The sequence below is a fragment of the Sphingomonas sp. Leaf407 genome (assembly GCF_001425385.1).
GTDB lineage: Bacteria > Pseudomonadota > Alphaproteobacteria > Sphingomonadales > Sphingomonadaceae > Sphingomonas.
Map to the genome: position 1 here is coordinate 564258 of NZ_LMQO01000003.1, position 22167 is coordinate 586424.

The following is a 22167-nucleotide window of genomic DNA, read 5'->3' on the forward strand; positions in this document are numbered from 1 at the left end:
GGTCAACGGGTCGTCGGCCAGATCGCCTCGATACCGCCGGTCAACGCCGCGACCGCGACATCGTCGTTCGCCATGATGTCCATCACCATCGCCGCCGGTGTAAGCTTTGGATCGAGCGTACAGCGCATCGTCAGCCGGACGGTGCGAAATTCCTTCATCCGGTGGACCACGCTCGACTCGCCGATCTTGCGATCGGTGCATAGCTTCAGGATCTGCGCGAAGTCGGCGCGGGTCGCCGGCGCACCGAAGTCGCCGGTGAACATCACCGTGAACTGGTGGGTGGTTCGCTGGAACGCGGCATCATCGCCGGCGTCGGTGGCCTCCAGCAGACGCTGCGCCGTGCGGACGGTGCCCTGCGCCGTCGGTGGGCCGGACGGAGTCAGGCCCGGTTGCGCGAGCATCAATGCCGCCGTCAGCAGGCCCGTCATCCGGTCATCCCCCCATTTTTATCAGGGGAAAGGTGGCACGACCGGTGGTCGCGGGCAAGCCGGTTCGCCTACCGCCGTGGCAACCGCCGCGCGATCAGCACCAGCAACAGCCCGAGTGCTGCGACTACCGATCCGGTGACGACCCACAGATACTGGTCGATCATGAACGAACTGGCGGGCCAGCGGATGATGCCCATCCCCTGACCCAGCCAGAACAGTCCGACGAACGCCAGGATCGCGCCCGCGATCGTCAGCACGCGCCGGACGATGCGCATCAGCGTTCGCCGACCGATACGTAATCACGCTGCGCCGGCCCGGTGTAGAGCTGACGCGGGCGGCCGATCTTCTGTTCGGGGTCCGAGATCATCTCGTTCCACTGCGCGACCCAGCCGACGGTGCGGGCGAGCGCGAACAGCGCGGTGAACATCGTGGTCGGGAAGCCGATCGCCGACAGGATGACGCCCGAATAGAAGTCGACGTTCGGGAACAGCTTCTTCTCGACGAAATAATCGTCCGACAGCGCGATTTCTTCCAGACGCAGCGCGGTTTCGAACACCGGATCGGTGACGCCGAGCGATTCGAACACTTCGCGCACGGTCTTCTGCATCACGGTCGCGCGCGGATCGTAGTTCTTGTAGACGCGGTGGCCGAAGCCCATCAGGCGGAACGGATCGTCCTTGTTCTTGGCACGGGCGATATATTCCGGGATGCGGTCGGGCGTGCCGATCTCGCGCAGCATGTTGAGCGCGGCTTCGTTCGCGCCGCCATGCGCCGGACCCCACAGGCAGGCGATGCCCGCCGCCATGCACGCGAACGGATTCGCACCCGACGAACCGGCAAGCCGCACGGTCGAGGTCGAGGCGTTCTGTTCATGGTCGGCATGCAGGATGAAGATGCGGTCCAGCGCCTTTTCGACGACCGGATTCACTTCATAGGGCTCGGCCGGCACGCCGAAGGTCATCTTCAGGAAATTGCCGGTGTAGCTGAGCGAATTGTCGGGATACTGGAACGGCTGACCGACGCTGTACTTGTACGCCATGGCGGCGATCGTCGGCATCTTCGCGATCAGCCGGTGCGACGCGATCGTCCGCTGGTGCGGATCGGTGATGTCGGTCGAATCGTGATAGAAGGCCGACAGCGCGCCGACGACGCCGCACATGATCGCCATCGGATGCGCATCGCGGCGGAACCCGCGATAGAAGGTCGCAAGCTGTTCGTGCAGCATCGTGTGGCGGCTGATCGTCGTGGTGAAATTGCCCAGCTCGTCGCCCGACGGCAGTTCGCCGTTCAGCAACAGATAGGCGACTTCCATGAAGCTCGACTGTTCGGCGAGCTGGCCGATCGGATAGCCGCGGTGCAGCAGCACACCTTCGTCACCGTCGATATAGGTGAGCGCGGAATCGCAGCTCGCGGTCGAGGTGAAGCCCGGATCATAGGTGAAGGTGCCGGTCTGGGCATAGAGCTTGCGGATGTCGATGACATCCGGGCCGATGGTGCCCGATCGTACCGGATACTGGACGTCCTTGCCCGCTACCTGCAGTTTCGCGTCTTCAGCCATGCGGCGTCTCCTGTTTCCGTTATGCGGCCGGTGCGGCCATCTGGTCCTTGATGCGTCCGAGGCTTTCGTCGCGGCCCAGCAGGGCAAGCACGTCGAAAATCCCCGGTGAGGTGCGCGAGCCCGTCAGCGCGGCGCGAAGCGGTTGCGCGGCGGCACCCAGCTTCAACGCCGCTGCCTCCGCCACTTCGCGTACCGCAGCTTCGATCGTCTCCGTATCCCATGCTGCGAGTGCGTCAAGCTTGGCGTGCAGCCGCGTCAGGATCGCGCGTGCTTCCGGTGTCAGCAGCGTGGTGGCACCGTCATCCATCGCGAGCGGGCGTGACCGGAAGAAGAAGCCGGCGTTGGCGGCCAGTTCGTTCAGATCGGCGGCGCGGACCTTCAGCACCGGCATGGCGCGCTGCAACAGATCGCGGTCGATCCCGTCGGGCAGTCGTGCCGCCACCAGATCGGTGAGCCGGGCATCGTCGGCCTCGCGGATATAATGGCCGTTGAGATGCAGCAGCTTTTTCGTGTCGAAGCGCGACGGCGAGCGGCCGACGCCGCCGAGGCCAAAGATTTCGATCGCGCGGTCGCGATCGATGATCTCCTCGTCGCCATGCCCCCAGCCGAGCCGCAACAGATAATTGTTGAGCGCCTCGGGCAGCACGCCCAGTTCGTCGCGATACGCCTCGACGCCCAGCGCGCCGTGACGCTTGGACAGCTTTGCGCCATCCGCGCCGTGGATGAGCGGCACATGCGCATAGATCGGGTCGGGCCAGCCGCCCTCGATCGCATCCATCGCGCGGATGAGCGCCAGTTGGCGGAAAGCGTTGTTGAGGTGATCGTCGCCACGAATGACATGGGTGACGCCCATGTCATGATCGTCGACCACCACCGCCAGCATATAGGTCGGCGTGCCGTCGGAGCGCAGCAGCACGAAATCATCGAGTTCGGCGTTGGCGACGGTGACGTCGCCCTGCACCTGATCCGAAATCGTGACCGCGCCTTCCTTCGGCGCCTTCAACCGGACGACGAACGGCGCGTCCTCGGGCGCATCCTCCGGCGACCGGTCACGCCAGCGGCCGTCGTAGCGGATCGGCTTGCCGGCCGCGCGTTGCTCCTCGCGCAACGCGGTCAGTTCCTCCGGCGTGGCGTAGCAGCGATAGGCATGGCCGGCGTCCAGCAACTGGCGAGCAACGGCGGCATGGCGATCGGCGCGGGCAAACTGGAACACGGCATCGCCGTCCCAGTCGAGGCCGAGCCAGCGCATACCGTCGAGAATCGCATCGATCGCCGGCTGCGTCGAACGCGCCCGGTCGGTATCCTCGATCCGCAGCAGGAACCGTCCGCCGTGGCGGCGGGCATAGAGCCAGTTGAACAAGGCGGTACGCGCCCCTCCGATATGGAGGAAGCCGGTCGGCGACGGCGCGAAACGGGTGACGACTTGCGCCGTGGAATTGGTTGCGCCCAAGCGCGGATGCTCCCAGACATCGGGTGGATAAGACTATGGCCGGTACAGCCGCGAGCGCCTCTAGCATGGCCCCCCGCCTGCTTCAAACCTTGGGCACCCCCGCCGGGTTCCTCGGGCAAATCGAGCTGTGGCTGGAGGCGGAGCGGGCGCAATTGCCGCTGTGGCTGCCGGTTGCGCTGGGTGGCGGGATCGCGGCGTGGTTCCTGTTGCCGGACGTGGCCGGGTGGGGCGGCTTCCTGTTCGCCGCCGCCGCCGTCGCCTTAGCCGGGCTGGCGCTGCCATGGTCGAGCCGGGCGGGGCGGGTGCTGTTGTGGGGCGGGGTGCTGGCGATGCTCGGCTGCGCGCTGGTGTGGTGGCGTGCCGAACGGGTCGCGACACCGGTGCTGGCGCGGCCCGCCATCGTCGCGCTCACGGCGAAGGTCGAACGGGTCGAGCCGCTGCCAGCGCGCGAACTGGTGCGCCTGACGCTGCGGACCGACGATTCCGGCATGCCGCCGCGCGTGCGGGTGAACGTCGCGCAGGGCGACCTGCCGCCCGAGGTGACGCCGGGGGCGATGGTGGCGCTGCGCGCGCGCCTGATGCCGCCGCCCGATGCGGCGGTGCCGGGGGCCTATGATTTCCGCCGCGTCGCGTGGTTTCAGGGGATCGGCGCGACCGGGCGCGGCTTTGCGCCGATCGCGGTGCTGCAACCCGGCGATGCGGGGAATGCCGGGCTGCGGTCCCGACTGACGAACCATATTCAGTCACGGGTGGAGGGCAGCGCGGGCGGGATCGCGGCGGCGTTCGTCACCGGCGACCGGGGGGCGATCGCCGAGGCGGATGCCGAGGCGATGCGCCGTTCGGGCCTCGCCCATCTGCTGTCGATCAGCGGACTGCACGTCACGGCGGTGGTCGTGGGCACGATGACGGTGGTGTTGAAGCTGCTCGCGCTGTTTCCACCGATCGCGTTGCGGATCCGGTTGCCGGTCGTCGCGGCGGGGGCGGGGGCAGGCGCGGCGATCTTCTACACATGGCTGTCGGGGGCGGACGTGCCGACGGTGCGGTCGTGCATCGCCGCGCTGCTCGTGCTGGCCGCATTGTCGCTGGGGCGCGAGGCGATCACGCTGCGGATGATCGCGACCGGGGCGTTACTGGTCCTGCTGGTGCTGCCCGAATCGCTCGCGGGGCCGAGCTTCCAGTTAAGCTTCGCCGCCGTGACCGCGATCGTCGCGCTCCACGAACATCCCCGCGTCACCCGCTGGTTCCGCGCGCGCGACGAAGGCGTCGCGCGGCGGCTGGCGCGGGGCCTCGCCTCGCTATTGCTGACCGGGGTGGTGGTCGAGGCGGCGTTGATGCCGATCGGGCTGTATCATTTCCACAAGGCCGGGCTGTACGGCGCGCTGGCCAATATCGTCGCCATTCCGCTCACTACCTTCGTCACCATGCCGCTCGAAGCGCTGGCGCTGGCGCTCGACATGGTCGGGTTCGGCGCGCCGGCGTGGTGGGCGGTCGAGGTGTCGCTGTCATTGCTGTTGTGGATCGCGCGGAGCGTCGCCGCCGCGCCGGGATCGGTCGCGGCGCTGCCCGCGATGCCGGGCGGCGCGTTCGCGCTGATGGTGGGTGGCGGCCTGTGGGTCGCGCTGTGGCGCACGTCGCTCAGGCGATGGGGCGTGGTGCCGTTCGTCATCGGCGGACTATGGGCGCTGGCGACCCCCGCGCCCGACCTGCTGGTGACGGGCGACGGGCGGCATCTGGCGCTGCGCGGGCCGGATGGCGGCATGGCGATCCTGCGCGACCGGGCGGGGGACTATGTCCGCTCGACGCTGGGCGAGGGCGGCGGGGTGGAGGGCGATCTGCCGACGCTGTCCGAACAGCCGGGAACGGCGTGCAGCCCCGATCTGTGCATCGCGACGCGGACGGCGGGCGGGCGGCGCTGGACGATCGTCGCGACGCGCAGCGGCTATGCGGTGCCATGGGCCGAACTGATCGCGGTTTGCCGGCGCGCCGACATTGTGGTCAGCGACCGACGGCTGCCGGCGGCCTGCATTCCGCGCTGGTTGAAGCTCGACCGGGCGATGCTCGCGCGGACCGGCGGGGTGGCGGTGTCGCTGGCCGACGGCCGGGTGCGCGCGGTGCGATCGGGCCGGCGGCATCCTTGGGAACGGGCCGAAACGGTACGCCCAAGCCACTGAACCAAAGGACGATCCGAACCGTTGGCGCGATTGACGAACAGGGAAATCGCACGATGGAATACGGACCTTCACGGCGGGCAGTTCTGGGCGCAGCGACGGTCGGCTTGGGCGGCATCGCCTCCGCCGGTTTCGCCGGACAGGGCGCGGCCTCCACCCCGGCGGCGGGGCCGACGCTACGCGACCCGCGCACCGCTTATACCTGCGACCCCTTCCCGGAGCAGCGCCAGCCATGGCCGGGGCTGCAATCGAAGATGAGCCCACGCCCCGATTGCGGCGAGCGCAGCTATCGCGGATCGGGCAAGCTCGCCGGGCGCAAGGCGCTGGTGACGGGCGGGGATTCCGGCATCGGCCGGGCGGCGGCCATCGCCTTTGCGCGCGAAGGAGCGGACGTCGCGATCAACTATCACCCCGACGAGGAAAGCGATGCCCGTGAGGTGATCGACCTGATCCGGCAGGCGGGGCGCAAGGGGGTGGCGATCCCGCGCGACCTGCGCACGCTGGAGGGGTGTCAGGCGATCGTCGCGGCTGCGAAGAGGGGGCTGGGCGGGGTCGACCTGCTGGTCAACAACGCGGCCTATCAGCAGTCGAAGGAAGACATTTTCCAGATCAGCGACGAACAGATGGTGCGGACGTTCGAGACCAATATCTTTTCCTATTTCCGCATCGCGAAGGAAGTGGCGCGCGACATGGTGCCGGGGTCGGTGATCCTGAACGTCGGGTCGGTCAACAGCTACGACCCCGGTGTCGAACTGCTCGACTATGCCTCGACCAAGGGCGCGATCCTGATCTTCACCAAGGGGCTGGCCAAGCAACTGGCGAAGCGCGGCATCCGGGTGAACATGATCGCGCCCGGCCCGATCTGGACCCCGCTCCAGGTCGCGGGCGGACAGTTGCCGGGCGACATGGGCGAGTTCGGGCAGGACACGCCGCTGGGCCGCGCGGGCCAGCCCGCCGAACTCGCCGGGCTGTTCGTGATGCTGGCGGAAAGCGGCGCCAGCTTCTCGACCGGCACGGCGGTCGGCGCGCATGGCGGCAAGGGCAGCCCATGATTTCCTGGCCCCTCCCTTCCAGGGAGGGGAGAGTTACAGCTTCGGCAGCGTCACCCCGCGCTGGCCCATATATTTGCCCGCGCGATCGGCGTAGCTCGTCTCGCACGGCTGGTCGCCCTTCAGGAACAGGAACTGGCACGCGCCTTCGTTGGCATAGATCTTGGCGGGGAGCGGAGTGGTGTTCGAGAACTCCAGCGTCACATGCCCCTCCCATTCGGGCTCCAGCGGCGTGACGTTCACGATGATGCCGCAGCGGGCGTAGGTCGATTTGCCGAGACAGATGACCAGCACGTCGCGCGGCACCCGGAAATATTCGACGGTGCGGGCCAGCGCAAAGCTGTTGGGCGGGATGATGCACACGTCGGTCTTGCGGTCGACGAAGCTGTTCTGCGCGAAGTCCTTTGGGTCGACCACCGCCGAATCGACGTTGGTGAAGATCTTGAACTCGTCCGAGACGCGCGCGTCATAGCCGTAGGACGACAGGCCGTAGCTGATGCAGCCGTCGCGACGTTGCGATTCGACGAACGGTTCGATCATGCCCGTCGCGAGCGCGGTTTCGCGAATCCAGCGATCCGACAAGATGCTCATGCGTGTCCCCCGATTTTCAGATTGGCCGGTCCGAACGCATTGGGCAGCAGGTCGGACAGGCGATATGTTTCAGTCTTACCCCCGGTGAGCCCCGAACAATAAATGTCGAGGTTGCCAAGCGGCCCCATCTGCGCGGCTTCGTTGAGGACCTGCCGGCAACGGCCGCAGGGGAGGATCGGGTCGGTATCGGCGTGTCCGATCCGCCCGCCGACGATGCCGACCGCGACGATCTCGCGCAGGCGGCCGCTGGCGCTGGCGGTGGCGGTGGCGACCGTCTCTGCGCAGAGCGACAGGCCGTAGCTGGCATTCTCGAAATTCGCGCCGGTCACGATCGATCCGTCGGCGAGCAGCAGCGCCGCGCCGACCGCGAACTTCGAATAGGGCGCATGGGCATGGGCGGCGGCCTCGCGCGCGGCGGCGATCAAGCGGTCGGGATCGGTCATGGCGCGGCGACACTCCAGGCAACGGGACGGGCGACGCCGTCGATGCGGCGAGCGGGGTTCGCCTGCCACAGTCGCCAAGGTCGCGCCAGATAGCCGGGTTCGAGAAAGGCGCGTTCGGCCCACAGCGGGCGGACGATCGCCTCGCTCACCCGGTATTCGTCCTCGAACGCTGCCGACACGCGCAGCATCATCGGGCGGCCGTCGTGATATTCCGCCGGCCCCAGGAAACCGCGGATCGCGCTCAGCACCTGCGCGCGGTTGGGGTGGGCGTCGCAATCCTCGGCGACATCCAGCGCCAGCGCGGCGGGCAGCGCATCGGCCGCGCGCGGCACGGTGGTCAGATACGCCGTCACCTGATCGGCGGTCGACTCGCACAGCGAGAAACGGTGGAGCGCGCCGTGGCGCAGGCCCGCGGCATGGGCGGCGTTCCAGTTGCCCTCGAACGCCGGATCGCGCGCCGTGCCCGTCGATGCGGTGACGAAGGCGAAGTCCGCCCCCTGCGCGCGCACCATCGGCCAGTCGATCGCGCCGTCCGCCGCCGACACGGTGACGCCCTGCACCGCGAAGCGCGCCGTCGCCGGTGCCCAGCCGAGCGACCAGCGCCAGCCAATGAGCGCAGCGACCGCCAGCACGGCGGCCACGATCAGGACGATCCGTGCCCGGGTCATTGCTTGATGTGCAGCACGCAGATGAGCGTGAACAGCCGCCGCGCGGTATCGAAATCGATCGCGACCTTGCCGGTCAGCCGTTCTTTCAGCGCCTCGGCGGCGTCGTTGTGGATGCCGCGCCTGGCCATGTCGATCGTCTCGATCTCGTGCGGGGTCGCCTGGCGGATCGCCTTGTAATAGCTGTCGCAGATCGCGAAATAGTCGCGGATCGGGCGACGCAGCCGTGCCATGCCCAGCACCAGCGTTTCGATCAGGCTCCCGTCCTCGCGCATGATGTCGATCGCGAGGCGGCCTTCGGGCACCGACAGCGCGATGCGGTACGGCCCGGCATAGGCATCGGCGGGGGTGCGATCGGGCGCGAAATGATTCGCCTCCAGCAGATCGAAGATCGCGATGCGCCGTTCCTGCTCAATATCGGCGCTGCGCCATAGGATGGTGCGCTCGTCCAGCGTGACGTCGATGATCCGGGGGTCGGCCATGGCATCCTCTTGCCGCTCCCGCGCGCGGCGTCCACCGCAAAATCATTGTGGGCAAGCCCAAGGTCTGGGAAAAGGGGCGATGGCCACTGTTCACAACATCGCCGGGGGCAATCCCCCCGCGCCGCCGCGCGTGCCCCACAACGTCGACGCCGAAGCCGCGCTGCTGGGGGCGATGATGATCGACAACGGCCTTGCCGACGACATGGTCGAACGGCTCGACGCCGAGCATTTCTACGATCCCGCGCACGTCCGTATCTTCGAGCGGATCCGCGACGTGCGCCGCACCGGCATGATCGCCAGTCCGGTGACGCTGAAGCCGATGTTCGATGGCGACGAGCTGCTCGCCCCGCGCGGCGGCGTGCAATATCTGGTCGAGATCACCGGATCGAACGCCAGCCTGCTGGGTGCCCGCCAGTTCGCGCAGCAGATCTATGACCTGGCGCAGCTCCGCGCGCTCATCACCGTGGGCCGCACCCTCGTCGAGAATGCCACCGACACCTCGACCGAGGTCGACCCCAAGAAACAGATCGAGGCGGCCGAGGAAGCGCTGTTCAAGGTCGCCGCCGAGGGCAATTCGGCCAATGCGGTCAAGTCGTTCGCACAGGCGACGACGATGGCGGTCCGCATGGCCGAGCGGGCGATGAATTCGGGTGGCGGCCTGTCGGGCGTCACCACCGGGCTCGATTCGCTCAACGGCCGGATCGGCGGCATGCACCACAGCGATCTCATCATCCTCGCCGGCCGTCCGGGCATGGGCAAGACCTCGCTCGCCACCAACATCGCGTTCAACGCCGCGCAGCGCTACATGGACGATCAGCGCGCGGGGATGGAGAAGGGCAAGTCGGTCGGGGCGAAGGTCGCGTTCTTCAGCCTCGAAATGTCGGCCGACCAGCTCGCCACCCGTATCCTTGCCGAACAGGCGGCGATCAGTTCCGAATCGCTGCGCATGGGCAAGATCCGCAAGGAGGATTTCACCCGGCTGGCCAATGCCGCCGCCGACCTCGAACAACTGCCGCTGTATATCGACGATACCGCCGGGCTCTCGATCTCGGGCCTGCACACCCGCGTCCGCCGGCTGCACCGCAAGCTCGACGGCGAGCTGGGGCTGGTGGTGGTCGATTACCTCCAGCTCCTGCAAGGGTCGGGCAAGGGCAGCGACAACCGGGTGCAGGAAATCTCCGAAATCTCGCGCGGATTGAAGACCCTGGCCAAGGACATCGGCGTGCCGGTGGTGGCGCTGTCGCAGCTTTCCCGCGCGGTCGAGCAGCGCGAGGACAAGCGCCCGCAATTGTCCGATCTTCGCGAATCGGGGTCGATCGAGCAGGACGCCGACATGGTCTGGTTCGTCTATCGCGAGGATTATTACGTCGCGGCCAAGGAGCCCAAACGCCCGCGCGACGGCGACGATGCCCGCGTGTTCGAGGACCATGCCAAATGGGCGATGGACATGGAACGGGTCTACGGCCTCGCCGAGCTCATCATCGCCAAGCAGCGCCATGGCGCGACCGGCAAGGTGACGCTGAAGTTCGAGCCGTCGATCACCAAGTTCAGCGACTATGCCGGCGGCGGGTTCAGCGGGCTGGACGAGTAGGGCGGCGTCCAAAGTTTACAAAGTTTACACTCGCGGCGCGAAACGGGGCCGGATTGCGGCGGGATTTCGGTCAAATCGGTCGGGCATGATCGGCGCTCCTGTGGTGGTCCGTGGGGAGCGTAGCAGCGCTGCGGCGTGTAGGAAAAGCTTGGCTGTCTTGCATCGTCACCCCGGAACAAGTCCAGGGTGACGATGCGGCCTAGGCGCTCGGGGCCGGGCGCAGGCCGAGCAGGTGGAGCAACGTTCCGGCGACCGCGTCGGAGTCGGTGGCGGGGACGGTGACCGCGTCGCCGTCGTTCGGCTCGAACCCATTGCTGGGGCCGAGGTTGGTGAGGGGCGTCAGCGTCACCCGCGCGCCATCGGAGTCGAGGTCGACGCAGTGGGCGTCGCGCATGAAGGTCTTGAAGTTCTTGACCCCGGCGGCGTCCTGGAACGGAATGAAGTTGCGTTTCGCCTGCTCTGGAATGAGATCGGGCAGCGGGGACGTGGCGGCGGCCATTGCGTCGGCGATCGCTGCGGCAAGGATCGGTTTCTTGACCGACTTTCCGAACCAGCGCGGGCTGTGCGCCAGCATGATCCCCGATGGGGTGGGCGAGACAGGCGCGACAATCAGGCGGGCGTTGGTGAAATAGGCGACGGCGGATGGCATCGCGCGGCTGTGCGCCGGTTGGCGAGGTTGGGCAAGGGGGGTGGCGTGTTCTCCCCTCCCTGWCAGGGAGGGGAGTACTTATCTTTTGCCCCGTCAGAAACTCGGCAGGTTCGGATCGCCGTCGCCCAGCGGCACATGGATGCCGCATTCGACCTTTTCCCAGCCGGCCCAGCGGCCCGAGCGGGGGTCTTCGCCGGGCTTCACCCGGTTGGTGCAGGGCGCGCAGCCGATCGAGGGGAAGCCCTGTTCGACCAGCGGGTGACGCGGCAGGTCGTGTTCGGCGAAATAGGCGTCGATGTCGGCCGGGGTCCAGGTGATGAGCGGATTGACCTTCAACCGGCCCGCTGTGTCCGACGTGTCGAGTTCGAAGCGGGGGAGCGCGGTGCGCGTCGCCGACTGGAACGCCTTGCGCCCGGTGAAGCTGGCGTCGAAGCCGGTCATCGCGCGGGCCAGCGGTTCGACCTTGCGGATGTCGCAGCAGCCATCGGGGTCGTAGGACCAGCGCAGGCCGGTCGAATCCTTCGCCGCCAGCAGCGCGGGGTCGGGTTCGAGGTTGCGGAAGTCGGTGAGGCCGAGCCGGCGCACCAGCAGGTCGCGATAGGCGAGCGTTTCGGGGAAATGCTTGCCCGTCTCCAGGAACAGCACCGGCACCGAAGCGTCGATCGTGGCGACGAGGTGGAGCAGCACCGCCGATTCCGCGCCGAACGACGAGACGATCGCGACCTCGCCCAGCATCCGCTCCTTGAGGACGGTGGCGAGCATCTCCTGCGTCGTGGCACCGCGGAACAGGTTGTTGAGGCGGTGCGCGTCGGCGGTGGTGAAGCGCGGGCCGGTGTCGATCCGGTCGCGGATGCGGCTGTCGATCTCAGCCATGCCGGCGCTTCCATACGGGCACATGCCCGTCGGCCGCGGCCTGATAGACATCGTCGTAGCGGGTGAGGGCGCGTTCCAGCGCGGCGGAATCGATCGGCTGGGCGGGGGCGAAACTGTCGAAGCCGCAGCGGCGCATCAGCGGCAACTGGTCGACCAGCACATCGCCCTCGGCGCGCAGTTCGCCGGTATAGCCCGCTTCGCGCAGGATGCGGCCGGCGGAATAGCCGCGCCCGTCGCGGAACTTGGGAAAGCTGACCTCGATCAGCGAGAGCCGGTCGAGGTGCGGCAACAGCTCGCGCGCGTCGTCGCCCGCCTCGATCCGCACGGCGGTGGCGTTCGATTGCCCCAGAAAGGCGTCGAGGGTGACGGCGGGTTCGTCATGGCCCGCGTCGTCGCGGAAGCGCAGCGCCTCAACCATAGATGGCCTCCTTGAACGGTTCCATGCCGATCCGGCGATAGGTGTCGACGAACCGCTCGCCCTGTTCGCGTGTCGCCAGATAGCGCTCGGTCACGCGCTCGATCGCATCGACCACGCCGTCCTCCGAGAAGCCGGGGCCGGTGATCTTGCCGAGGCTCACGTCCTCCGCGCCCGATCCGCCCAGCAGCAACTGGTAATTCTCGGTGCCCTTCCGATCGACGCCAAGGATTCCGATGTGGCCCGCGTGATGATGGCCGCAGGCGTTGATGCAGCCGCTGATCTTGAGCTTCAGTTCGCCCAGATCGCGCTGGCGCACCGGATCGGCGAAGCGGTCGGCAATCTTTTGCGCGAGCGGGATCGAGCGCGCGTTGGCGAGGCTGCAATAGTCGAGGCCGGGGCAGGCGATGATGTCGGTGATGAGGTCGAGGTTCGCCTCGGCCAGCCCGATCTCGACCAGCCGGTCGTAGACGCTACGCAGATCGGCCGAGCGGACATGCGGCAGGACGATGTTCTGCGCGTGGGTGACGCGCAGTTCGTCGAAGCTGTATGCTTCGGCCAGATCGGCCATCGCATCGATCTGATCGGCAGAGGCATCGCCGGGGATGCCGCCGGCGGGCTTCAGGCTGATCGTGACGATCGTATAGCCCGCACGCTTGTGGGCGTGGGTATTCTGGTCGAGCCATGCGGCGAAGCCGGCATCGCTGCGATCGACCGGGGCATCGCCGGAGGTGTCGGCGAAGGCCGGGTCGGCGAAGAAGGCGGCGATGCGGTCGAACTCCGCCTGTGGCGGATCGATGCCCAGCGTTTTGATATGCGCGAATTCCTCCGCCACCTCGGCGCGATATTTGTCGACGCCGATCTCGTGGATCAGGATCTTGATCCGCGCCTTGTACATATTGTCGCGCCGGCCGTAGCGGTTGTAGACCCGCAGGCAGGCTTCGAGATAGCTCATCAGGTCGGGCAGGGCCACGAAGTCGTTGACCAGCGGCGCGATCATCGGGGTACGGCCCATGCCACCGCCGACATAGACCTGCGCGCCGGCAACGCCGTCGCGCTCAACGATACGCAGGCCGATGTCGTGGAGGCGCATCGCGGCGCGGTCCTCGTCCGCCGCGATCACCGCGATCTTGAACTTGCGCGGCAGGTAGCTGAATTCGGGGTGGAAGGTCGACCATTGTCGCAGCAGCTCGGCCCAGGGGCGCGGGTCGGTCGTCTCGTCGGCGGCGGCGCCGGCGAACTGGTCGGAACTGATGTTGCGGATGCAGTTGCCGCTGGTCTGGATGGCGTGCATCTCGACCTTGGCCAGCTTTTCGAGAATGTCGGGCGTGTCGGCCAGCTTGATCCAGTTGAACTGGAGATTCTGGCGCGTAGTGAAATGGCCGTAATCGCGGTCATAGGTGCGCGCGATGTCGGCCAGCGTCCGCATCTGCAGCCCCGAGAGCGTGCCATAGGGGATGGCGACGCGCAGCATATAGGCGTGGAGCTGGAGATAGAGGCCGTTCATCAGCCTGAGCGGCTTGAACTGGTCCTCGGTCAGATGGCCCGACAGGCGGCGTTCGACCTGATCGCGGAACTCGGCCACGCGGGCGTCGACGATCGACTGGTCATAGGTGTCGTATTGATACATCGCTTGCTTCCTAGACCTTCGCGGGGGCGGCGAGGTTCAAATGACCCACGCGCCCGCTTGCGCGTCGGCGGGCTTGAGCGTCAGGTCGGTACGCACGGTGGGGCCGAGCGCGCGGATGCGGTCCTTGATATGGGCCGGGCGGGGTCCGTCGGGCGTCGCCACCGCGTCGATCACATAGGGCACGTTGACGCGGCGCGCGGCTTCCTCGGTCTGGGCGATGCGCTCGCCGTCCTCGCCGACATCGGCGGCATCCTCGACATGGCGCGACCAGTCGGTCCCGGTCCACCATGTCACGTCGCCGGTGGGCAAGTCGTTGCCCGTGAGCAGCTTCATGCCATTGCCTCCGCTGCGGTCGCCCATGCGCCGAGCTTGTCCTCGGCATCGGCCAGTTGCACCACTTCGCCCACCACGATCACCGCCGGGCTGCCGACGCGCTCGCGCGCGACCATCGGCCCCAGATCGGCGAGGAGGGTGCGCAGCGCGCGGGCATCGGCATAGGTGCCGCGTTCGAGCACCGCGACCGGCATATCGGGGGCGACGCCGTCGGCCATCAGCTTGTCGGCGATGGCCTCGGCGGTGGCGACGCCCATGTAGATCACCAGCGTCCGCCCCTGTCCGGCAAGGCCCGACCAATCCTGTTCCGACAGGCCCTTGCACTGGCCGGCGACGAAGCTGACCGCCGACGACCAGTCGCGGTGGGTGAGCGGCAGCATCGCGCCCGCCGCGCAGCCGAGCGCCGCCGAGACACCGGGGATGACCTCGACGGGGAGGCCGGCGGCGCGGACCGCTTCGACTTCCTCGCCGCCGCGGCCGAAGATGAACGGATCGCCGCCCTTCAGCCGGACGACGATCGCGCCGGTCTTTACGTGGGCGACGATCAGCGCGTTGATCGCCTCCTGCGGCAGCGTGTGGCGGGCGCGCTGCTTGGCGACCGAGATGCGCTGCGCGGTGGCGGGGGCATGGTCGAGAACGCGCGGGTCGATCAGCCCGTCGTGGACGACAACGTCGGCAGATTTCAGCGCCTCGACCGCGCGGACGGTCAGCAGGCCCGGATCGCCCGGCCCGGCGCCGACGAGGATGACGCGCCCGCGCGCGGTGGGATCGAGTAGACTTGCCATGGTGGAATAGATGCGGGGCGGGCGGGGTTTGCGCAACCGACGCTTGCTTGGGGGACGGGTAGGGATTCTTTTCCTGTACCCGACCACCCCGTCATTCCGGCGCAGGCCGGAATCCATGGATACGGGCGGGTGCGATGGAGCCGCTACCGTCGCCTGTCCATGGATCCCGGCCTGCGCCGGGATGACGGGTGGGTGTCACCCGATCGCCTGCATCGCCCTTGCCTGCGCGGCGACCAGTGCCAGCGTCGAGGCGTCGGTGTCGAACACGCCGTACCAGCCCTGCGGTTCGTGCGGGGGGTCGCCCATGTACTGGAGGTCGCCGGGGTGGAAGCGCCAGTCGGCGTTTTTCGTCCGCGCCTCGCCGTTCCATGCCCAGAAGTTGGTGCCGGCGGTCGGCCCGCCGCTTTGCGCGTCGGCGAGTGCCAGGCGGTGGAGCAACTGGTAGAAGCGGTCCTTGTAGACGATCGATGCTTTCGGATCGTTGCTGCCGCCGTCGCGCGGATAGCCGAATTCTTCGATCACCATCGGCTTGTTCAGGTCGCGGGCGATGGCGATGTGCTTGCGGACATAGTCCTCGACCAGCGTCTCGCCCCGGGCATAGGTTCGCGCCAAGTCCTTCTGGTCGACCCAGGTCCAGTTGTTCGGCCAGACATGGACCGTCAGATAGTCGATCGAATCGAACGCATGTTCGGTGCGGACGATGTCGGTCTGTTCGAGGCTGCCCTTCAACCCCTCGCTGCCGGTCGACACCAGATGATTGGCGTCGAGCGACTTGATGAGGCGGGCGGTGCCGTCGACCCAGCCGTAGAAGTCGGGCAGCTTCGCATGCGCCAGATCACCCGCCGGGCGCGGTTCGTTGCAGAGCTGCCACGCCATCACCGCCGGATCGTCGCGGTACGGCTTGCCGGTCACGCGGTTGGTGCGCGTCACGACCGCGCGGACATAGGCGTGGTAGAGCGCCACCGCGCGGGCATTGCCGTAGAAGCGCGAATTGGAATTGGGGAATTCGGGCCATGGGTGCTTGGGGTCGCCCATGTCGATCCACGGTTCGCCGACATAGCTGAGATAGGTCATCAGCCCGCCCGACCATTCCCAGAAGTTGGTCAGGCACAACACGGCGGTCATCCCCCGCCGCGCGATCTCCGCCATCGCCCAGTCGAGCCCGGCGAGCATCGTTTCGTTATAATCGGCGCTGGCGGTGCGGAAGCCGGGCTTGATCGAATTGTTGAGCGGACCTTCCTCGGCCGAGGCCATGATGCGCAGGTTGGTGACGCCCGCCGCCTTCAACCGGTCGAGTTCGCGCGACAGGCGGGCGCGGTCCCCGTAAGGCGCATTGGCACCGAGCCATGCCGCATACCACAGGTTCGCGCCGGCGAAGCGATAGGGCCTGTCGCCCTGCATCAGCCGCATGCCGTCGCGGCGGATGAACGGGCTGGCCGCCGTGGTGCCGGGCGGGGTCTGTCCGGTGGCGGCGCATCCCGCCAGAACCAGCCCGCCCGCAAGGACGGAACGACGATCGACCACGGCTCATCTCCCTATTTGTTTTTCTTATTCCTTTCTATCGCAACCGGCGGCGCTCGCAACCTTCTTCGTCGGGGCGAATCGACATTCAACGATATGCCGTCCCGATCTGCTCCCCTCCCTGGAAGGGAGGGGTTGGGGGTGGGTCGGCCGGTTGCGGAGCGCTTGCATTTCCTCGCGGGCCGACCCACCCCCGGCCCCTCCCTTGTCGGGGAGGGGAGCAGCCAAGCGCCGCCGTCTGGCTGAATGTCGATCCGGCCCTATTCGTTGGCAAGGCCGATGCCGATCGAGGCGCGCGGCTGTTCCGCTTCGGCCGAGACGACCGGATAGGCGCAGTAATCGGCGGCGTAATAGGCCGAGGGGCGGTGATTGCCCGACCAGCCGACCCCGCCAAACGGTGCTGCGGACGAAGCGCCGTTGGTCGGCCGGTTCCAGTTGACGATCCCCGCGCGGATATTGGCCCAGAAGGCGTCGTAGAGCCGCGGGTCCTGCGCCACCAGCGCGGCGGACAGGCCGTAATTGGTGTTGTTCGCCTCGGCGATTGCATCCTCGAAACTGTCGACGCGGAACACCTGCAGCAGCGGGCCGAACAGTTCGATGTCGCTGCGCTCGGCGGTGTCGGACATGTCGATGATGCCGGGGGTGAGGAACGGCCGCCCCTCGATCAGCCGGCGCAGATAGCGCAACGGGCGACCGCCGCGCGCCGATAAGGACAGGAAGCTTTCGGTCAACTGGTCGGCGGCGTCGTTGTCGATCACCGGCCCCATGAACGGTGCCGGATCGGCATGGGGTTCGCCGATGATGAGCCGGTCGCACAGCCGGCCGATCTCCGCCAGCAGCGGTTCGGCCAGCCGCCGCTCGACGATCAGCCGGCGCGCGGCGGTGCAGCGTTGTCCGGCACTGGTGAAGGCGGACTGCACCACCAGCACGGCGGCCGAATAGAGGTCGGGCGTGCCCCACACCACGATCGGATTGTTGCCGCCCATCTCCAGCGCGAGGATCTTGCCCGGCGTCTCGGCGAACTGGCGGTTGAGCGCGACGCCGGTGCGCGCCGATCCGGTGAACAGCAGCCCGTCGATGTCGGGGTGTTGCGACAGCGCGCGCCCTTCGTCCGCGCCGCCGATCAGCAGCCGCACGCACGCTTCGGGCACGCCCGCCGCGCGGTAGCAGTCGATCAGGAACGCACCCGATGCCGGGGTCTTTTCCGACGGCTTGAACACGATCGCATTGCCCGCGATCAGCGCGGGGACGATGTGGCCGTTGGGCAGGTGCGCCGGGAAATTATACGGCCCCAGCACCGCCAGCACGCCATGCGGCTTGTGGCGCAGCGCCATGCGCGTGTTCATCGGCGATTCGAGCCGGCGCTGGCTGGTCCGATCGCTATAGGCGGTGACGGAGATGTCGACCTTGGCGACGACCGTCTCGACCTCGCTGCGCGCTTCCCACAGCGGCTTGCCGGTTTCGCGGGCGATCACGTCGGCGAACGCCTCGGCGCGCTGGCGCACGACATTGGCGAAGCGGCGCAGCGTTTCGACGCGGAAGGTGAGCGGACGCGACGCCCAGTCGGCCCAGCCGGCGCGCGCGGCGGCGACTTCGGCATCGGCATCGCCGATGGCACCGCGCCACAGCGTTGCCCCGGTGGCGGGTTCGGTCGAGACGAGTTCGGCCATGATAGGGTGATCGACTCCTGAAACTAAGTCGTTCTTGGACCAGAACGGACCGGGATGCCAGATTTGTGGAATGGTGGCGGGTGCGCCACCCCGCCCCGTCGTCATTCCCGCGCAGGCGGGAATCCATACGCGCCGACGTTGCGTCTCCAGCGCAGCCGTTGCGGCAATGGATCCCCGCCTGCGCGGGGATGACGAGGGTTGGGTAGATGCTTTAACCTCCGTCATTCCGGCGAAGGCCGGAATCCATGGACACGAGCCGGTTGGATGGAAGCGCGACGTCACCCCATCCATGGATTCCGGCTTTCGCCGGAATGACGGGGGGAGGCCGGAATGACGATGGGATCAGCGCAGCGCGTCCCCCATCCGCCGGATCGCGGCGACCTTGGCGTCCAGCGGCCCCCAGTCGTCGTGGTCGGCGATCGCCGCCCAGATCGCCTCCAACTCGTCGATCAGCATCGAGCAGGGCGCGGCGTCGGACCAATAGGGGTGCGAGCGGTCCTTGCGCGGCCGATAGTCGGACAGCAGCGCGCGGACCTCCTCGAACGGTGTCCAGTCGTCGCCTTCGGGCAGCCAGCCGCCGAACGCCGCGTGATAGAAGCGGTCGAGCGGCATGCGGGAAGCGGCAAGCGCGCGGACGACCGCGTCGTGCAGCGCGCCGTTCTCCGCTTCCCCGCGCGGGGACACGCCCAGCCGCCACAACAACGCATCGGCGGCGGCGCGGGCGAAGCGGGCGGGATAGGTTTCGAGGATCGCGATCAGCGGCTCGGCCGGGACGATGGTGCGCAGCGCCACCGCCAGTTGCATCGCGTTCCAGTGCATCGCATCGGGCTGGCGGCCATAGGCATAGAGCCCCTGATGATCGAAATAGGCGGCGGTGAAGCCGGTATCCCACGATGGCGCGAACCGCCACGGGCCGTAATCGAAGCTCTCGCCGGTCAGGTTGATATTGTCGGTATTGAGCACGCCATGGACGAACCCCGCCTCCATGAACTGCGCGGCAAGCGTGGCGATGCGGCCGACCGCCGCATCGAACAGCTCGACCGCCGGCTCGGCACCGGGGTCACGACGATAGAGGCGGATCAGCACATAATCGACCAGCCGCGCCATCGCCTCGCCGTCGCGCTCATAGGCGAGGCGCTGGAACGTCCCGATGCGGACATGGCTGTGGTTCAGCCGCACCATCACCGCCGACCGGGTGGGCGAGGGTTCGTCGCCGCGCACCAGTTCCTCGTGCGTCTCGATCAGCGACAGGGTGCGCGAGGTGGTGACGCCCAGCGCCTCGAGCATCTCGGTCGCGAGGATTTCGCGCACCCCGCCTTTCAGCGTCAGCCGGCCGTCGCCGAACCGGCTGTATGGTGTCTGCCCCGATCCTTTGGTGCCCAAATCCATCAGCCGACCCGCGCCATCCTCAAGCTGCGCGAAGAGGAAGCCGCGCCCATCGCCGATGTCGGGGTTGTAGTGCTGGAACTGATGACCGTGATAGCGCAGCGCCAGCGGCTGCGGCAGGCTGCCGGGGAGGGCGGCGAAGCGGGCGAAATGGGTGATCCATTGCGCATCGGTCAGGGCGAGGCGATCGTTCCGCACGTCCGTACCCCCGCGCAGGCGGGGGTCCAGAGCGTTATCCGCCGACGTCGGTTCTGCTTGACCCTGGACCCCCGCCTGCGCGGGGGTACGGCTGGGGACCATCCCGATCTCCGCCGCCGCGCGGTCGTTGCGGTAGCGCAGTGTCGCTTGCGGGAACGCCGCCGCCTCGACGGGATCAAAGAACGGATCGCCCAACGTCAGAATATCGGTGCGGGGACGATAGCGAGCGGGTTGCGGGTTTTCGGCCATGCGGCGATATGGGGGGCGATGGCGCTCCCCGACAAGCAACGCTGCACCGATGGCTATTGGTGGTCGAACGACGGCCTGCGGCTGCATTACCGCGACTATGCCGGCCGCGCCGATCGCCCGGCGATCCTGTGCCTCCACGGCCTGACGCGCAATGCGCGCGACTGGGACGAGGTGGCCGGGCGGCTGGCCGGCGAATGGCGGCTGATCGTGCCCGAGATGCGCGGGCGTGGCGAGAGCGGTTATGCGCGCGATCCGATGACCTATGTGCCGCTCGTCTATCTTCAGGATGTCGAGGCGCTGCTCAACCAGCTCGACCTGCCGCGCGTCGTGGCGTTCGGCACCTCGCTCGGCGGCATATTGACGATGCTGCTGGCGGCGACCGATCGCGACCGGATCGCCGCCGCGCTGCTGAACGACGTCGGGCCGGAACTGGACCCGGTGGGGTTGGGGCGGATTCGCGGCTATGTCGGCAAGCAGGTGAGCCACCCGACATGGATGCACGCCGCGCGCTGCATGGCCGAGGGGAACGCGGCGGTCTATCCAGGCTATGACGTCCATGACTGGCTGCACATGGCCAAGCGGCTGCACCGGCTGACCTCGGCCGGGCGCATCCAGCTCGACTACGACATGCGCATCGCCGAGCCGTTCCGCGTGCCGGGCAACGAGGCGGGGCCGGACATGTGGCGCGCGTACGAGGCACTGGCAGGCAAGCCGGTGGCGATCGTGCGCGGCGCGCTGTCCGACATCCTGCCCGCGCGGGTGGCCGAGGCGATGGCGGCGCGGATCGACGGCGCGGAACTGACCGTCGTGCCCGACACCGGCCATGCCCCGACGCTGAACGAAGCGCCGGCGCAAGCCGCGATCGACCGGCTGCTCGCACGGGTGGCGGGCGCATGAGCGCGCCGGTCCGCATCCTCCACCTCCATTCCTCCTTCGCCTATGGTGGCAAGGAGGCGCGCGCGATCCGGCTGATGCATGCCTTTGGCCGCAACGCGACGCACACCATCGTCTCGGGCGTGCCCGAGCGGGTCGAGGCGCAGGCGGCGATCGGCCGCCATATCGACTGGCAGATCGCGCAGAACCCGCCGCCGCTGACCGGCAAACCCTCGGTCGCGCGGTACGAGGCGATCGCGAATTTCCTGCGCCGGTTCGATCTCGTGCTGACCTATAACTGGGGCGCGATCGACGGGGTGATGGCCAGGCGCGTATTCACCAGGGGCCTGCCCCCGGTGATCCACCACGAGGATGGTTTCAACGAGGACGAGGCGGTCCGGCTGAACCCGGTGCGCAACATGTATCGCCGGGTCGCGCTGTCCGCCGCCCACGCGCTGGTCGTGCCGTCGGACAAGCTGATGGCCGTCGCGCGGGGACCGTGGAAACAGCCCGAGGCGCGGCTGCACCTGATCGGCAACGGCGTGCCGGTCGACAGGTTCGCGCAAGGCGTCGCGGCGGATGCCATCCCCGGCTTCCGCCGCAAGACCGGCGAAGTGGTGATCGGCGCGGTGGCGGGCCTGCGCGACGTGAAGGACCTGCCGCTGCTGGTCCGCGCGGTCGGCGGGATCGCGGTCAAGGTGCGGCTGGTGATCGTCGGCGAAGGGCCGGAGCGGCAGGCGATCCTCGACGCCGCCGAGGCGATGGGCATCGACGACCGCGTCCATCTGCCAGGCTTCCTGCCCGACGCATGGCGCTACATGGGACTGTTCGACATTTTCGCGCTGTCGTCGAAGAGCGAGCAGCAGCCGATCTCGGTCATGGAGGCGATGGCGGCGGGGCTGCCGGTCGTCGCGCCACCGGTCGGCGACATCAAGTCGATGGTGGCGGAAGAGAACGCGCCCTACATGGGTATCGACCGCCACGAAGTGCATCTGCGCGACCGGTTGCAGGCGCTGGCCACCGATGCGGTCGCACGCCGCAAGGTGGGCGAGGCGAACCAGGCCAAGGCCCGCGCCGCGTTCGACGAGGCGGTAATGATCGCGCGGTACAAGGCGTTGTATGAGGATGCGATCGGGCGGCCCGGGGCGCTGGGCTGACGC

At 67.9% G+C, this 22167-nt stretch carries 22 protein-coding genes; 5 read left to right on the forward strand and 17 right to left on the reverse strand.

Annotated features, from left to right (window positions below; genetic code table 11):
* Positions 1-2: 2 nt before the first annotated feature.
* The 4 genes from ASG37_RS12095 to gltX form a co-directional block, all read right to left on the reverse strand.
* Complete coding sequence (locus tag ASG37_RS12095; RefSeq protein WP_055760252.1) at positions 3-428, reverse strand: hypothetical protein; 426 nt, start codon at positions 426-428, stop codon at positions 3-5.
* Positions 429-496: 68 nt separating this feature from the next.
* Positions 497-703 (reverse strand): hypothetical protein, encoded by a 207-nt coding sequence (locus tag ASG37_RS12100; protein WP_055760256.1) that lies wholly within the window; start codon positions 701-703, stop codon positions 497-499.
* Positions 703-1986 carry a citrate synthase gene (locus ASG37_RS12105; RefSeq protein ID WP_055760259.1) on the reverse strand — a complete coding sequence of 428 codons (1284 nt, stop codon included), beginning with the start codon at positions 1984-1986 and terminating at the stop codon, positions 703-705. The genes ASG37_RS12100 and ASG37_RS12105 overlap by 1 nt, the downstream gene beginning before the upstream one ends.
* Before the next feature lie 19 nt (positions 1987-2005).
* On the reverse strand, positions 2006-3436 hold the full coding sequence (gene gltX, locus ASG37_RS12110; RefSeq protein ID WP_055760262.1) for a glutamate--tRNA ligase: 1431 nt from the start codon (positions 3434-3436) through the stop codon (positions 2006-2008).
* Positions 3437-3501: 65 nt separating this feature from the next.
* Between gltX and ASG37_RS12115 the strand changes: the two genes are divergently transcribed.
* Positions 3502-5607, forward strand: coding sequence for a ComEC/Rec2 family competence protein (locus ASG37_RS12115; RefSeq protein ID WP_200909759.1), 2106 nt, complete (start codon positions 3502-3504; stop codon positions 5605-5607).
* A 53-nt stretch (positions 5608-5660) separates the two neighbouring features.
* Positions 5661-6656, forward strand: a complete 996-nt coding sequence (locus tag ASG37_RS12120; protein WP_055760265.1) for an SDR family oxidoreductase — start codon at positions 5661-5663, stop codon at positions 6654-6656.
* 33 nt (positions 6657-6689) lie between these two features.
* Here the strand turns inward: ASG37_RS12120 and dcd are convergent, their stop codons facing one another.
* From dcd to ASG37_RS12140, 4 genes are read right to left on the reverse strand one after another with little or no spacing between them, the layout of a single operon-like run.
* Positions 6690-7244, reverse strand: a complete 555-nt coding sequence (dcd, locus tag ASG37_RS12125) for a dCTP deaminase (protein ID WP_055760268.1) — start codon at positions 7242-7244, stop codon at positions 6690-6692.
* Positions 7241-7687, reverse strand: a complete 447-nt coding sequence (locus tag ASG37_RS12130) for a cytidine deaminase (protein ID WP_055760271.1) — start codon at positions 7685-7687, stop codon at positions 7241-7243. The genes dcd and ASG37_RS12130 overlap by 4 nt, the downstream gene beginning before the upstream one ends.
* Positions 7684-8355, reverse strand: coding sequence for a GH25 family lysozyme (locus ASG37_RS12135; RefSeq protein WP_055760274.1), 672 nt, complete (start codon positions 8353-8355; stop codon positions 7684-7686). Before ASG37_RS12135 ends, ASG37_RS12130 begins: the two co-directional genes overlap by 4 nt.
* Complete coding sequence (locus ASG37_RS12140; protein ID WP_055760277.1) at positions 8352-8834, reverse strand: UPF0262 family protein; 483 nt, start codon at positions 8832-8834, stop codon at positions 8352-8354. The genes ASG37_RS12135 and ASG37_RS12140 overlap by 4 nt, the downstream gene beginning before the upstream one ends.
* Positions 8835-8913: 79 nt before the next feature.
* Here ASG37_RS12140 and ASG37_RS12145 point away from each other — a divergent pair, with 79 nt between their 5' ends.
* Entirely contained in the window at positions 8914-10425 is a 1512-nt protein-coding gene (locus tag ASG37_RS12145; RefSeq protein WP_055760280.1) for a replicative DNA helicase, read from the forward strand.
* A 199-nt stretch (positions 10426-10624) separates the two neighbouring features.
* Here ASG37_RS12145 and ASG37_RS12150 read toward each other — a convergent pair whose 3' ends face one another.
* The 9 genes from ASG37_RS12150 to ASG37_RS12190 form a co-directional block, all read right to left on the reverse strand.
* Entirely contained in the window at positions 10625-11074 is a 450-nt protein-coding gene (locus ASG37_RS12150; RefSeq protein WP_055760283.1) for a hypothetical protein, read from the reverse strand.
* Between the two features lie 93 nt (positions 11075-11167).
* Entirely contained in the window at positions 11168-11947 is a 780-nt protein-coding gene (locus ASG37_RS12155) for a phosphoadenylyl-sulfate reductase (protein ID WP_055760286.1), read from the reverse strand.
* A complete protein-coding gene (locus ASG37_RS12160) occupies positions 11940-12365 on the reverse strand; it encodes a DUF934 domain-containing protein (protein WP_055760289.1) in 426 nt (141 codons plus the stop codon). The genes ASG37_RS12155 and ASG37_RS12160 overlap by 8 nt, the downstream gene beginning before the upstream one ends.
* Positions 12358-13992: a nitrite/sulfite reductase gene (locus ASG37_RS12165; RefSeq protein ID WP_055760293.1), complete on the reverse strand. Its 1635-nt coding sequence runs from the start codon at positions 13990-13992 to the stop codon at positions 12358-12360. The genes ASG37_RS12160 and ASG37_RS12165 overlap by 8 nt, the downstream gene beginning before the upstream one ends.
* Before the next feature lie 36 nt (positions 13993-14028).
* On the reverse strand, positions 14029-14325 hold the full coding sequence (locus ASG37_RS12170) for a DUF2849 domain-containing protein (protein WP_055760609.1): 297 nt from the start codon (positions 14323-14325) through the stop codon (positions 14029-14031).
* Entirely contained in the window at positions 14322-15110 is a 789-nt protein-coding gene (gene cobA, locus ASG37_RS12175) for a uroporphyrinogen-III C-methyltransferase (protein ID WP_055760296.1), read from the reverse strand. The genes ASG37_RS12170 and cobA overlap by 4 nt, the downstream gene beginning before the upstream one ends.
* 195 nt (positions 15111-15305) lie before the next feature.
* Complete coding sequence (locus tag ASG37_RS12180; RefSeq protein WP_055760299.1) at positions 15306-16634, reverse strand: glycoside hydrolase 5 family protein; 1329 nt, start codon at positions 16632-16634, stop codon at positions 15306-15308.
* A gap of 257 nt (positions 16635-16891) precedes the next feature.
* Positions 16892-18301 carry a succinylglutamate-semialdehyde dehydrogenase gene (astD, locus tag ASG37_RS12185; RefSeq protein ID WP_414888155.1) on the reverse strand — a complete coding sequence of 470 codons (1410 nt, stop codon included), beginning with the start codon at positions 18299-18301 and terminating at the stop codon, positions 16892-16894.
* A 342-nt stretch (positions 18302-18643) separates the two neighbouring features.
* The gene (locus tag ASG37_RS12190) at positions 18644-20134 is read right to left on the reverse strand and encodes a protein adenylyltransferase SelO family protein (RefSeq protein WP_055760302.1); all 1491 of its coding nucleotides are present in this window, start codon (positions 20132-20134) and stop codon (positions 18644-18646) included.
* A gap of 18 nt (positions 20135-20152) precedes the next feature.
* Here ASG37_RS12190 and ASG37_RS12195 point away from each other — a divergent pair, with 18 nt between their 5' ends.
* Together ASG37_RS12195 and ASG37_RS12200 are read left to right on the forward strand one after the other, a co-directional pair.
* Positions 20153-21031 (forward strand): alpha/beta fold hydrolase, encoded by an 879-nt coding sequence (locus ASG37_RS12195; protein WP_055760305.1) that lies wholly within the window; start codon positions 20153-20155, stop codon positions 21029-21031.
* Positions 21028-22164 (forward strand): glycosyltransferase, encoded by a 1137-nt coding sequence (locus ASG37_RS12200; RefSeq protein ID WP_055760307.1) that lies wholly within the window; start codon positions 21028-21030, stop codon positions 22162-22164. Before ASG37_RS12195 ends, ASG37_RS12200 begins: the two co-directional genes overlap by 4 nt.
* Positions 22165-22167 lie beyond the last annotated feature (3 nt).